This window comes from Bradyrhizobium sp. JR3.5 (assembly GCF_054057015.1).
Map to the genome: position 1 here is coordinate 4231992 of NZ_JBSRYV010000002.1, position 12849 is coordinate 4244840.

Below are 12849 nucleotides of genomic sequence, written 5' to 3' on the forward strand. Positions count from 1 at the left end.
ATCGGTCCCGGCGCACCGGGCGAGGTGCAGGACGAACCGTGCTTTCACGACAGCTCGGCAGTCGCGTCGGGCGGGCACCGCAATACGCACCCATGGTCTGAAATCCCTGTCATCGGGCCGCAGCCTTATTATCTAGATCGTACGCGAATGCAATCTGTGGGTGATCGTGGAGGCAAATCCAACCCGGATGTGTGACCTTGCCACAGTTCGCGGCGTTGCCGCCGAGCGCGGCGATACGGGGCGCACGGAAGCAGCGCGCGCCGAAGCAGCCCTCAGAGCGCCGCGACGGCCGCGCGGCGCCGCTCACAGGTCGATAATCCCGAGCGCGATGCTCTTCGCCACCCCGTGCGTCTTGTTGGAGGCCTCGAGCTTGCGCAGCGCCTGCTTGATGAAGCCTTCAACCGTCTCCGGCGAAATGCCGAGGATCTGCGCGGTGTCGGCCACGGTCTTGCCGCGCGCCGCCCAGGCGATCACTTCCTTCTCCCGTGCCGTCAGCTTGATGGTCTCGGCGGCGTCGGCGGGTTTCAGGATGGTCGGCGCGTTGCGCTGGTCGCGGTTGACGATGTCCATCGCCCGCTGCACCCAGTAGATCATCAACAGATGCAGTTCATGGCGATGGCAGACGAACAGCTTGTCGAAGTCGCGCCGCTCGTCTTCCCAGAAGAACACCGTCGAGCTCGAATGCACGGCGCCGAGCCGGTCGCGGTAATGGAAAGGCACCACGAAGCCGTCCTTGAAGCCGAACTCGCGGGCGGCATCCATCGTCTTGGCTTCGGGCGCCCGCTTGTGTCCGCTTCGTTCCGGCAGCTTCAGGCTGCTCCAGCTGAACGGCGTGTTGGTGCGTCGCGACCGCGCCAGCGCCGGATCGGCATGGACGAACTCGTTCTGCACATACGCCCGCTTCCAGGCGTCGGGAAAGGTGCCGACATGATAGGGCAGATCAAGGTCGGGCCGGCCGGCATCGACAAAGGCGAAGCCCGAGAAGCCGTAGTTCTGGACGACACGATGCAATGACGAGCTGAGCTCGTCGATGGTATCCGACGCCTCGATGGTTGCAATCGCGTCTACCAGGCCCATTGACTAAAACCCCCGGTTTTCGGGGGTACCACAGTTAACCCCTTTCGTTCCAGATGTTCCGCATTTGGAGGAAGGGATAATGCCGCATTCATTGGACGGATATCATGCACTCATCACCCGGGAAGAGCTTGATGCGGCGCATGTCGGGGCGATGTTGCGGCTGCGCAAGCGGCTATTCGTCGACCATTGCGGCTGGCTTCTGAGCACGACCGGCGATGTCGAACGCGATCAGTTCGACTGTTGGTATACCGAGCATTGCCTGTTGTTCTCAGGCGTCGAGCTGGTCGGCGGCTTCCGGGCGATCCGCACCGATTATCCCTATCTGACCAAGTCGGTGTTCCCGCAGCTTGCGGTGCGCCGCTTTCCGAGCCGTCGGGATGCCTGGGAAATCAGCCGGTTCGGCGTGCTGCCTGGTGTCGCGAGGTCGCGAACGGCACGCGTGAACTACGCGCTGATGTTCCGCTTCGCCGAGCTGCGCGGGGCGGCGGCGCTCGTGGCGCTCGCCGACCTTTCCTACGAGCGCTTCCTCACCCGCATGGACATCCGCACCCGCCGCTACGGCCCGCCGCAGGTGATCGGCAATGATCGCATGGGCCGCCCGCTGACGGCGCTCGCCGGAGAAATCCCGCTTGGTCTCGCCGACAATCCCGGCCTGACCAAATTCCTCGACCTTGGACGGCAATTGGAGATTCACGATGCCTCACATGTTCTCGGACGTTCGAGCATTCCAGCGTGACCCGCTGCGTCTGTTGCTGACGCGCGGCAACGAGGCCGAGCTGGGGCTCGTGCCCCTGCGGCTCGGCCCCGCGCCCGTCTTTCTGGTGAACGATCCCGATCTGCTGCGCCCGATCCTCAAGGCGCCGGAGACCGACATCGGAAAGGGCAAGCTGATCAAGAAGCTGACGCCGGTGCTCGGCCGCAGCTCGCTGATGCTGAGCGGCGAGGAGCACAAGCGGCGGCGGACGGTGTTGCAGAAACACATGGCCAAGGGCAGCGTCGAGAAATTCCTGCCGCATATGTGCGCCGAGATCCGCGCGGTCGGCGCCAGCCTGGCCCGGCTCGGATCGTTCGATCCGCATCATGTCACGGCGATGCTGGCGTTGCGGACTATCTGCGTCGCGATCTTCGGCTCCCAGCTGATGTCGTCTGGTGACGAGGAAGCGCTGGTTCAGGCGGTCGGCGTGATCGAGGACGATCTGGCCGAGGAGATGTTCCGCGCGTTGCCGTTCGGTCCGGTGGCTTGGTACCGGCGCCGGCAGAACCGGGTTTGCGCCAAGCTTGCGATGTCGACGGTGGTGCAGCGTCTGCGCCGCAAGGCGGGCTCAAGCAGCGCGCTGCGGGATCTCGAGGCGCTCGGCCTGAGCGATCGCGATCTCGAGGATGAGATCCTGACACTGCTGCTGGCCGGCCATCACACCACGGGTTCGACTGCGGCGTGGATGTTCTACCAGATGGCGTCCGATCCCGCCCTGATGGACGACATTGCCGACGAGGCGGCGGAGTGCCTTGGCGACGACGGCGAGCTGCGGCTTGACGCGGTGAAACGCGCCAATCTGAGCGCGACGTTTGTCAAGGAGGTCTGCCGGCTCTATCCCAGCGCCTGGTGGTTCTCGCGCGAGGTGATGCAGCCGGTGACGATCGGCGGGCGCGACCTCAAGGTCGGCACCTCGCTGTTGATCTGTCCCTGGCAATTGCAGCGCGATCCCAGGCATTTCGAGGATCCCGACCGCTTCCTGATGACGCGGCGCTACAACACCGACGCCTACATCCCGTTCGGCGCCGGCCCGCGCGCCTGCGCCGGGATGGGGGTTGCGATGCTCGAGTTGCAATTGCTCGCGCTCGAGATCGCCGCGGCCTATCGCTTCACCGCCGTCAGCCCGAATCCGGCGCCTTGGCCGAAAGCCTCGGTGACGCTGATTCCGCCGCCGATGACGATCGACATCGAAGTCCGCGAGCTGCCATCGCGCATCCTGCATCTCGGCGAGGAAGCCGAGCGGTTGCCATACATTTCATCCGCCAGCGCGGCGTCCATCAGCACATTACAATCGGTATCCCAATGACAACACACATCACGACTGCCAGCATCGGGCAGAGGGCCATGGATCAAGTGCAAATGCGCAGCTTGCGCGACGTCATCGCGGTGTTGATCGAACAGCGCAGCATCGTGACGGCGGCCGGCGCGACCTTCGCCGCACATCTGCTCGACCTCGCGATCATGCAGCTCAGGCTCAACGTCAACGATATTTCGGCGGAGGAATTGTCCGGCCTGTCCGACTACGTTGGCGCGGAGTTCAACAACAGGGACAAGCCCTCGCATTGATCGCGCGAAGCGTTTTCGAGCGAAGTGGGCACCGGTTCGCGTGAAGAACGCGCGCTAAAGCAAGAAGCCGGAGCTTCGATTCTGATTCAATCGGAACCGAAGCTCTAATCCTGCGTCGCCACCAGCGCCTTCATCGTGGCGCCGGCGGCAAGTGCGGCGTCGTTCGGATCGATCTCGATCTGCAGGCCGCGCTGGCCGCCATTGACGAACACGCTGACATGCGTGAGCGCGCTCTCGTCGATCGCGGTCGGTACTTTCTTTTTCTGGCCGAACGGGCTGATGCCGCCGACATGGTAGCCGGTCAGCCGCTCGGCATCGGCCGGGCGCATCATCCTGGCCGACTTGCCGCCGAGGGCTGCGGCGAGCTTCTTCATGCTGACCTCGCAGTCGGACGGCACCACGGCGCAGACCGGCTTGCCGTCGACCTCCGCCATCAGCGTCTTGAGCATGCGGTTCGGGTCGACCCCGAGCGCCTCCGCCGCCTGCAGCCCGATGCTCTCGGCGCTGGAATCGTAGACATAGGTGTGGAGCTTGAAGGCAATGCCTAGCTTGCGCAGCGCAATCGTCGCTTGTGTCGAATTGGGCATGGTCCGGGCCGGTTGATACGGGCGAATGATCGCCGCAATGGGCCCGGCGATCAATCGGCCGTACGGTCAGCGACAGGCCACCCCAACATTAAATTCCCGCCAGTCCGGCGCGGCCGGGCACGGCATGGAATTTTCGGGGGATATCAAAGGCTTGTCGCCCCTCTAAAAGACGCAAACGACCCCCTTCTTGCTTGCGCAGCCGACCCGCTTCCTTTATCCGGTAGGCGCCTTGCGTGCGCGCGGCCGGCCGCCGCGGTTTGGGCTGGGCATATCATGCATGGTCGCTGTGGGCGGACGCGTTTTCGCCGCGATCATGGTTTCTGAAACACCTGAAGGGAACATCTTCGCAATGGCCAATGTTGTCGTCGTCGGCGCCCAATGGGGTGACGAGGGGAAGGGCAAGATCGTCGACTGGCTGTCGGAACAGGCCGACATCGTCGTGCGCTTCCAGGGCGGCCACAATGCCGGCCATACGCTCGTGATCAATGGCGAGACCTACAAGCTGGCGCTGCTGCCCTCCGGCGTGCTGCGCCCGAACAAGCTCGCGGTGATCGGCAACGGCGTGGTGTTCGACCCGCAGGCCTTCCTCGACGAGGTCGCCAAGCTGAAGGGCCAGGGCGTTGCGGTCGGACCGGACAATCTGCGGATCGCCGAGAACGTCACGCTGATCCTGCCGCTGCATCGCGAACTCGACTCGCTGCGCGAATCCTCCAACGCCGTCACCTCGATCGGCACCACGCGCCGCGGCATCGGCCCGGCCTATGAGGATAAGGTCGGCCGCCGCGCCATCCGCCTGATGGATCTCGCCGATCTCGATACCCTGCCGCACAAGATCGAACGCCTGCTGGCGCACCACAATGCACTGCGCCGCGGCAACAATCTGGAGGAGATCGACGGCAAGGGGATTCTCGCCGAACTGACGGCGTTCGCGCCGAAGCTGCTGCCCTATGCCGAGACGGTGTGGCGGCTGCTGGATATCAAGCGCCGCGAGGGCAAGCGCATCCTGTTCGAGGGCGCGCAGGGCGCGCTGCTCGACGTCGACCACGGCACCTATCCCTATGTGACGTCGTCCAACACGGTGGCGGCGCAGGCCGCGACCGGCACCGGCATGGGTCCGGGCGCGGTCGGCTATGTGCTCGGCATCTGCAAGGCCTACACCACCCGGGTCGGCCAGGGTCCGTTCCCGACCGAGCTGAACGACGAGATCGGCGAGGAAATCGGCCGCCGCGGCAAGGAATTTGGCGTCAACACCGGGCGCAAGCGCCGGGTCGGCTGGTTCGATGCGATGCTGGTGCGGCAGACCGTCCGCACCTGCGGAATTGCCGGGCTGGCGCTGACCAAGCTCGATATTCTCGACGGGTTCGACAGCATCAAGGTCTGCATCGGCTACAAGCTCGACGGCAAGGAAATCGACCATCTGCCGGCGGGCGAGGGCGCGCAGGCCCGCATCGAGCCGATCTATGAGATCATCGAGGGCTGGAAGCAGCCGACCGCCAATGCGCGGTCCTGGGCGGACCTGCCGGCCCAGGCCATCAAATATGTCCGCCGGGTCGAGGAGCTGGTGGGGTGCCCGGTCACCCTGCTTTCCACCAGCCCGGAACGTGAAGATACTATTCTGGTACAGAATCCGTTCGAGGCTTAACGGGATATTACCTATATCCCACCAATTGTGTGGACATGGCTGACTACTACCCGCTGATCGCCCGTGCCATCGCCGGACTGGACCCCAACGCCCCCGGCGAAGCCCGCCGTGCGCTGTATGCGCGGGCGCGGACGGCGTTGATCCAGCAACTCCGCGGCGTGCAGCCGCCGCTCTCCGAATCCGAGATCACCCGCGAACGGCTGTCGCTGGAAGAGGCGGTGCGCAAGGTCGAGTCCGAGGCCGCGCAGCGCGCCCGCGAGGCCTCGCGCCCCGGTGGCGGGGCGGCCCGCAGCAGCGACCCGCTGCGCCGTGCCAATCCAAGACCGCCGGAGGCAAATACAAGGCCGCCCGAGGCCAATTCCGCCGACAATGCCGCGCGCCCGCGGCCGCCGGCCGAACCCCGCCCGCGCAATTTGCGCCCCGACGCGCCGCCGCCGGCCCCACCACGGCCGCAGAACCCGCAGGTTGCAGCCGGCACCGATACCCAGGCGCCGGCTGCGCCGCGCCGTGGCCCCGAAGGCCCGACGCCGCCGGCAGCCCCCGGTGTGCGCGGCTTCCGCGACATCACTGCCGACGCCGACGATCTCGGCCGGGCCGCCGCGCAAGCCAGCCGCAACGCGCGCAAGACCTACGCCAATGTGCCGTCGCCCTCGCCGGAATTCGACCGGCTCGAGCCGAGCCTCGAAAACCGCGGCGGCGATCCCGAGGCGCCGTACTCCTACGAGGAGTCGATCGAGGAGGCGGAGCGCTACGCCCCGCAGCCGCCCCAGGCGCCGCCGCCGCGCGCGCGGGTCAGCAATGCCGAGCGCGGGCCGAAGCGGCCGCGTGTCGGTTCGATGTTCCCGTTCAAGACCGCGATCGTGATCGGCATCCTGCTGATCCTGGCCGGCACCGGCATCCTGCTGCGGCAGCAGGCGACCGCCTTCGTCAGCAGCCTGTTCAAATCCTCCGCCCCCGTCGAGGCGCCGAAGGATGCCGCGGCGACGCCTTCGAGCAAGAAGATCACCGACCGCGTCGGCCAGCCGTCGTCGTCGGGCGAGCCGGTCGCTCCGGTGGCGCAGCGCGTGGTGCTCTATGACGAGGACCCGTCGGATCCGAAGGGCAAGCAATATGTCGGTTCGGTGGTCTGGCGCACCGAGCAGGTCAAGGGCTCGGGCAACCAGAAGCCCGATATCGCCGTGCGCGCCGACATCGACATCCCCGATCGCAAGTTCAAGATGACGATGTCGTTCCGCCGCAACACCGATTCATCGCTGCCGGCGAGCCACACCGCGGAATTGACCTTCGTCCTGCCGCAGGACTTCGCCAATGGCGGCGTCGGCAACGTGCCTGGCATCCTGATGAAGTCCAACGAGCAGGCGCGCGGCACGCCGCTGGCCGGGCTCGCGGTCAAGGTCACCGACGGCTTCTTCCTGGTCGGCCTCTCCAACGTCGACGCCGACCGCTCGCGCAATCTGCAGTTGTTGAAGGAGCGCTCCTGGTTCGACGTGCCGCTGGTCTACACCAACCAGCGCCGCGCCATCATCGCGATCGAAAAGGGCGCCCCCGGCGAGCGCGCCTTCAACGACGCGTTCGCGGCGTGGGGTGAGTAACAGCTTCAGCGCTCACCTCGGTACTCACGATCTCATCGCCCGGCTGTGTCCGGGCGATTCCGTATCGCAGCGAAGTCCGGCTGTTGCAGCGCATCGAGGCGATGATCCCGGAACATTACCGGGCGCTTTCGATTTTCCCTAGAACCGTCGCGTGACTGCGTTACACTCGCCTGATGTCGGGCAGGGGCACGCCATGAAACGCTATCTGATCTTCGCAGCCATCGGGCCGTTCATCGGCGGCTTCCTGCTGCTGCTCATGACCACCTATCAGTCCGGCTACTGGACCGAGACCAATGGCGGCGAAGTGGCGAAGCTGCTCGTCGTGTTCGTGAAGTCGCTGCAGTACAATTATCTGTTCGGCATCGTGCCGTCGCTGATGTTCGGCGCGGTCGACGACATCCTGATGCATATGCGGCGGATCACGCCGCTTGTACGGATGCTGATCGTCGGCGCGGTGGCGTTCGTCGGCGCGGCGCTGACCTACGCCTCGCACGGCTCCGAAAGCGGCGCCGTGCAGTTCATCCTCTACGGGCTGGTCGGCTTCATCCCAGGCGTGATCACGTCCTGGCTGGCGCACAAATATGCCGAAGAGCAGCACGTGCCTGCGACGCCGGCATCCCAACATTAGGGCATGTACTCATTGCCTCGGGAAAAGCAGATGTCGTCAGCTTTGACGTGATCGGCGATCTCTGACCGGTCGGCGCAACGAGCGCATCGCAGCCCGACGGGAAGTCGTGTCTAATGCACGGCGAGCGGCGGGGTCGCGCTATTATGGCAATCTCGTCAATGGATTAAGCGCGGCCGCAAGCCAGCCGCATTGCCTTTCATGGAACTGTCATATGGACGTCATGTCAGCGTAGTCCAAATGTCACATGGCCGCTTTTGTCCTCCCGCGGCTGTGAGGGCGATCCATGAGCGATGTAGCGTTACCTGGTTCGATCGAGCCTGCGCGTAGCGGCGGGCCCGATCTCGAGAAAGGCTTTCATCCTCTCACCGGCATCATCTATCTCGGCGTGGTCGGCGCCGCGCTGCTGTTCGTGGCCTACAGCATCTACGCGGATGTTGGCGCGACGGGCCCCGGCAAGACATCCTATCTCGCGTTCCTGCTGCTGTTCGTGGCGCTGTTGATCTCGCTCGGCTTCGAATTCGTCAACGGCTTTCACGACACGGCGAACGCCGTCGCCACCGTGATCTACGCCCGTTCGATGCCGGCCCACATTGCCGTTGTCTGGTCGGGCCTCTTCAATCTGATCGGTGTCCTGCTCTCCAGTGGCGCCGTTGCTTTCGGCATCGTCTCGCTGTTGCCGGTCGAGTTGATCCTTCAGGTCGGCAGCAGCGCCGGGTTCGCCATGGTGTTTGCGCTCCTGATCGCCGCCATCATCTGGAACGTGGGTACCTGGTATTTTGGTTTGCCTGCATCGAGCTCGCACACCCTGATCGGATCGATCATGGGCGTCGGTATCGCGAATGCCCTGATGCACGGACGGGAGGGGACCTCCGGCGTGGATTGGTCGCAGGCCGTCAACACCGGCAAGGCGCTGCTGTTGTCGCCGCTGTTCGGATTTGCGCTCGCTGCCATCCTGCTCTACGGGCTGAAAACCGCGCTGTTGCGCGCAACGCCGGCGCTGTTCGGCGAGCCGAACGGCGATCAGCCGCCGCCATGGTGGATCCGCGGCATCCTGATCCTGACCTGCACCCTGGTCAGCTTTTTCCACGGATCGAACGACGGTCAAAAGGGCATGGGTCTCATCATGCTCATTTTGATCGGCGTGGTCCCAACCGCTTACGCACTCAACCGCGCGATGCCTGCGAGCCAGATCGCGGCATTCACCGCGAATTCGGCGGCGGCGAGCAAGGTGATCGAGGATAGGGGAGCCGATCGCAAGGCGACGGGCAATCCGCGTCCGGCGGTGACGAACTACATCGCCCTTCGGCAACTCACCGACGATACCTATCCGTCACTCGCCGTTCTCGTCGGCGAAATCCGCGACCAGGTCGTTCAGTACGGTTCGCTTGCGAAATTCCCGGCCGAGACCGTCGGCAACACGCGCAACGACATGTATCTGGTATCGGAGGCGCTGCGCTCGCTCATGAAGAGCGGCGAGAGCGGGCTGAACGATGCCGATGTCGCGACGCTCAATCGCTACAAGGGCTCGCTGGATGCCGCGACCAAATTCATCCCGTCCTGGGTGAAGATTGCGGTCGCCATCGCGCTCGGTCTCGGCACGATGGTCGGCTGGAAGCGGATTGTCGTGACGGTCGGTGAAAAGATCGGCAAGACCCATCTGACCTATGCGCAGGGCGCCTGCGCCGAGATCACGGCGGCCGCGACCATCGCCGCCGCCGACGGATACGGCCTGCCGGTGTCGACGACGCATGTGCTGTCATCCGGTATCGCCGGCACCATGACCGCGAACGGGTCCGGCCTGCAATGGTCGACGATCCGCAACATCGCCATGGCCTGGGTTCTGACCCTGCCGGTGGCGATGCTGATCTCGGGCCTGCTCTACCTTGTTTTCGCGCATTTGTTTTAGCCGGAGCAGCAAGACAACCGGATGCAGGAGATCTGCATCCGGATTCGGGGAAAGGAATTTCGAGTGGCAGATGCAAGCTTCAGCCTTCTGACGGGCAACGATATCGAAACGCGCCTGGTCCGGGCCGGCGGCTCTCATCTTTCGCGAAGGTGAGCAAGCCAACGAGCTGTTCGTGATCAAGAGCGGCTATGTGCGCATTCAGGTCGGTAACAAGACCATGGCTGACCTGGCGCCTGACACGATCTTTGGCGAAATGGCATTGATCGACAACGAGCCAAGAAGCGCGACCGCCACGGCGGTCACGGATGTCGAGCTCGTCCCGGTCTCGGAAAAGCAGTTTCTCTTCCTCGTCAGCCAGACGCCGCATTTTGCCCTGAAGGTGATGAGGACGCTGGCCCAGCGGCTCAGAACGATGAACAAGGGCGTCTATTAGGCGAGGCGAACAGAGCATCTCGCCAATTCACGCTTCGCGCGAAAACCTCTCGCTGATCGTTGCAGGCAAAACGGCGGACATTCCCGTCTGCCGTCGCTTCGGCTTGACGCCGTCGGCGGCGCGCGGCACGTGACGACGCTTGATCGGCCTTGAACGTGACACAGTGGTAATGTGACGCAACTTGAACCACCTGCCGGCGTTACCATCTGATGGCCATGCCCGAGGACGACATTTTCTCCCCCCACGCCACGCGATCGCGGCCGCCGTTCGGCGGGGCGCAGGCGCGCGGCAAGGTCATCGATCAGGACGGGCGCGAGCTCGGCGATGGCCCGCTGCATCCGCAGTTCCAAGGTTTTCAGGAAAGCTTCAGCTTCGACTTCCGCAACTCCACCGCCAACCCGTTCGGCAATCTGACGCGCGAGGAGCGGCTCGCACGGCTGGAGATGATCGCAAAGCTGCTCGACGTCGCCTTCGTCGTGCCGGGCACCAATGTCCGCTACGGCATCGACGGGTTGATCGGCCTGATCCCGGTGATCGGCGATCTCATCACCACCGCGATCTCGCTGTGGCTGGTGCGTGAGGCCCGCCTGCTGGGTGCGCCCTGGCACATCACCGCGCGGATGCTTGCCAATGTCGCGGTCGACGGCGTGGTCGGCATGGTGCCGGTGGCGGGCGATGCCTTCGACGTCATGTTCCGCGCCAATATCCGCAATGTGCGGATGCTGCGGCGCTGGCTCGACAAGCAGCCGAGACGCGCATAATCCGGAAAAGTGTGCAGCGGTTTTCCGTCAGATTATGCGCCAAAAAAAGCCCTCAAAAACAAAAGCCCCCGGATCGGTCCGAGGGCTTTTCGTTAGCGACGAGTAGAAGGTCTATGCGGCGTCGGCGTCGGTCTGGGCCGGCTCGGGGCGCGGACGGCGCGGCAGCGGGAAGCCTTCGCTCTCATACAGCGAACGGATGCCGTTCTGGTCGAAACGGGCTTCCTCGACCTGGAGATAGGCGCCGTTCAGCGAGTCCGCCGGCAGCTCTTCCATCGCAAAGCGCACGGCTTCGGCGGCAGTGCCGAAACGGCGATAGGCGAAGCCGGCTCGCTTCTTCTTGCGGATCGCGGCGGGGAACAGTTCAGCGGACGTGTTATAGTTGAACGGACGCAGGGGACGCATGGTCGACGACCTCTTGTGTTCTTGGCATAGAGCGGCGAAAGGGATTTTGGGGGACGGCGGCCTATAATCGGCGGCGCGCCGTACATGTCATTTCGATCCCCAATATAGGCCTCTTTGACAAAAATGCGACCCCAGAAGCGCCCCCGGCAGGGCACATGCTGAATCCGCGCATGGCACGCGGTCAATCAAAATAACTCCATTTATTTCAATGGCTTATAGCCATTAAATCTTGTCGAGCCAGGCCAGGATCGCGACCACGATCAAAATCACCCCGAAAAGGCCCATTCCGGAGTGGCCGAGACCATAGCCGTAGCCGCGGATGCGGCCGCTATAGCCGCCCAGCATGATAATCAGCAGGAGGATGATGAGGATCAGTCCAAGCGACATGGCGCCCTCCTCAGAACAGGCGGCAGCCGCACGGCGAGACGCCTACGGCCCCGCGAATTCGGAGCAAAGCACATTCCGGGGCGCGAGTCGTTAAGGCCGCCGGCCGATCACGAGGATGTTGTTGGGCGCCGGGGCGGCTATTTCTTGCTTTCGTCGATCGGGAGCACCTTCAGGGGCGTCGGATAGGGCTCGACCCGCAGCGAGTCGCTGGCGATCAAGCCGATCTTGTGCAGCGGCGCCTGTTCGAGCTCGCCGGAAGCGGATTTGTGCACGGCGTATTGCCAGACGCTGATCGAGCCCTTGGCGACCAGCATCTTGGCGATGCCGCCGGCATTCTGGCCCTCGACCTGCGCGAGATCGGCATCCGTCAGGCCGATGACGATTTCGTCCTTGGAGGTGATGACCTTGAACAGCGAGATCTTGTCGGCGGCGAGCGCCGGCATGCGCACCGCGCTCCCGATGACGAAGCTGGCAAGACCGAGACCAAACAAAAGCTTTGCTGGAATTGGCGACATCAAAATTTCCTTGTGTTTACGCGCGCGGACGGACGGCCGCGCCAAAACAAAACCCCGCGCGACCGGTTCTTGGTCGCGCGGGGCGGAGAAATTGTTCGACGTGAGGCCGGGATATTTGCCGGACCCGCCATCGTCATTGCCGGGCTTGACCTGGCAATCCATCGCGGAGTGGCCGCTGTTACTTCTTCTCGTTCAGCTTCAGCGCCGCCGAGTTGATGCAGTAGCGCAGGCCGGTGGGGCCGGGGCCGTCGTTGAAGACATGGCCGAGATGGCCGTCGCATTTCGAGCACAGCACCTCGGTGCGGACCATGCCGTGGCTCACATCGCGCTCCTCGTCGACATGGCTCTCAGCCGCGGGCTTGGAGAAGCTCGGCCAGCCGCAGCCGGAATCGAACTTCTGGTCGGACTCGAACAGCGGCTGCCCGCAGCCGGCGCAGACAAAGGTGCCCTTGCGGGGATCATGCTCATATTCGCCGGTGAAGGGCCGCTCGGTCGCCTTCTCCCGCAGCACGGCGTACTGCATCGGCGTCAATTCCTTGCGCCATTCGGCCTCGCTCTTGCGGACCTTGCCGTCGGTTTTGGTATCGGACATTCAACCT

The 12849-nt window shown here is 64.2% G+C and carries 15 protein-coding genes; 9 read left to right on the forward strand and 6 right to left on the reverse strand.

Annotated elements, in window-relative coordinates; translation table 11 throughout:
- Nucleotides 1–303 precede the first annotated feature (303 nt).
- Complete coding sequence (locus ACVWW1_RS37125) at nucleotides 304–1077, reverse strand: LuxR family transcriptional regulator (protein WP_456659289.1); 774 nt, start codon at nucleotides 1075–1077, stop codon at nucleotides 304–306.
- Nucleotides 1078–1156: 79 nt separating this feature from the next.
- On the opposite strand from ACVWW1_RS37125, the gene ACVWW1_RS37130 reads away from it, so the two are divergent.
- The 3 genes from ACVWW1_RS37130 to ACVWW1_RS37140 are packed head-to-tail and all read left to right on the forward strand — an operon-like array spanning nucleotide 1157 to nucleotide 3397.
- Nucleotides 1157–1813 (forward strand): acyl-homoserine-lactone synthase, encoded by a 657-nt coding sequence (locus ACVWW1_RS37130; RefSeq protein WP_456659290.1) that lies wholly within the window; start codon nucleotides 1157–1159, stop codon nucleotides 1811–1813.
- Nucleotides 1773–3137: a cytochrome P450 gene (locus ACVWW1_RS37135; protein WP_224924252.1), complete on the forward strand. Its 1365-nt coding sequence runs from the start codon at nucleotides 1773–1775 to the stop codon at nucleotides 3135–3137. The genes ACVWW1_RS37130 and ACVWW1_RS37135 overlap by 41 nt, the downstream gene beginning before the upstream one ends.
- A gap of 38 nt (nucleotides 3138–3175) precedes the next feature.
- Nucleotides 3176–3397, forward strand: a complete 222-nt coding sequence (locus ACVWW1_RS37140) for a hypothetical protein (protein WP_456659291.1) — start codon at nucleotides 3176–3178, stop codon at nucleotides 3395–3397.
- Between the two features lie 104 nt (nucleotides 3398–3501).
- On the opposite strand, the gene ybaK is transcribed toward ACVWW1_RS37140, so the two are convergent.
- Nucleotides 3502–3984 (reverse strand): Cys-tRNA(Pro) deacylase, encoded by a 483-nt coding sequence (gene ybaK / locus ACVWW1_RS37145; protein WP_456659292.1) that lies wholly within the window; start codon nucleotides 3982–3984, stop codon nucleotides 3502–3504.
- 349 nt (nucleotides 3985–4333) lie between these two features.
- Here ybaK and ACVWW1_RS37150 point away from each other — a divergent pair, with 349 nt between their 5' ends.
- The 6 genes from ACVWW1_RS37150 to ACVWW1_RS37175 all read left to right on the forward strand — a co-directional run bounded on the left by ACVWW1_RS37150 (nucleotide 4334) and on the right by ACVWW1_RS37175 (nucleotide 10946).
- On the forward strand, nucleotides 4334–5626 hold the full coding sequence (locus tag ACVWW1_RS37150) for an adenylosuccinate synthase (protein WP_176533433.1): 1293 nt from the start codon (nucleotides 4334–4336) through the stop codon (nucleotides 5624–5626).
- 35 nt (nucleotides 5627–5661) lie between these two features.
- Entirely contained in the window at nucleotides 5662–7218 is a 1557-nt protein-coding gene (locus tag ACVWW1_RS37155; protein WP_456659293.1) for a hypothetical protein, read from the forward strand.
- Nucleotides 7219–7411: 193 nt separating this feature from the next.
- On the forward strand, nucleotides 7412–7846 hold the full coding sequence (locus ACVWW1_RS37160) for a DUF5413 family protein (protein WP_456659294.1): 435 nt from the start codon (nucleotides 7412–7414) through the stop codon (nucleotides 7844–7846).
- A 283-nt stretch (nucleotides 7847–8129) separates the two neighbouring features.
- A complete protein-coding gene (locus tag ACVWW1_RS37165; RefSeq protein WP_456659295.1) occupies nucleotides 8130–9752 on the forward strand; it encodes an inorganic phosphate transporter in 1623 nt (540 codons plus the stop codon).
- A gap of 172 nt (nucleotides 9753–9924) precedes the next feature.
- Nucleotides 9925–10185, forward strand: a complete 261-nt coding sequence (locus ACVWW1_RS37170) for a Crp/Fnr family transcriptional regulator (protein WP_456659296.1) — start codon at nucleotides 9925–9927, stop codon at nucleotides 10183–10185.
- 209 nt (nucleotides 10186–10394) lie between these two features.
- Nucleotides 10395–10946: a DUF4112 domain-containing protein gene (locus ACVWW1_RS37175; RefSeq protein WP_456659297.1), complete on the forward strand. Its 552-nt coding sequence runs from the start codon at nucleotides 10395–10397 to the stop codon at nucleotides 10944–10946.
- A gap of 111 nt (nucleotides 10947–11057) precedes the next feature.
- Here ACVWW1_RS37175 and ACVWW1_RS37180 read toward each other — a convergent pair whose 3' ends face one another.
- From ACVWW1_RS37180 to msrB, 4 genes are all read right to left on the reverse strand, one after another.
- Complete coding sequence (locus tag ACVWW1_RS37180; RefSeq protein ID WP_092117298.1) at nucleotides 11058–11348, reverse strand: hypothetical protein; 291 nt, start codon at nucleotides 11346–11348, stop codon at nucleotides 11058–11060.
- A 222-nt stretch (nucleotides 11349–11570) separates the two neighbouring features.
- Nucleotides 11571–11735 carry a DUF3309 family protein gene (locus tag ACVWW1_RS37185; protein ID WP_456659298.1) on the reverse strand — a complete coding sequence of 55 codons (165 nt, stop codon included), beginning with the start codon at nucleotides 11733–11735 and terminating at the stop codon, nucleotides 11571–11573.
- Nucleotides 11736–11872: 137 nt separating this feature from the next.
- Nucleotides 11873–12250, reverse strand: a complete 378-nt coding sequence (locus ACVWW1_RS37190; protein ID WP_456659299.1) for a hypothetical protein — start codon at nucleotides 12248–12250, stop codon at nucleotides 11873–11875.
- Between the two features lie 178 nt (nucleotides 12251–12428).
- Entirely contained in the window at nucleotides 12429–12842 is a 414-nt protein-coding gene (gene msrB / locus ACVWW1_RS37195; RefSeq protein WP_456659300.1) for a peptide-methionine (R)-S-oxide reductase MsrB, read from the reverse strand.
- Nucleotides 12843–12849: the final 7 nt, after the last annotated feature.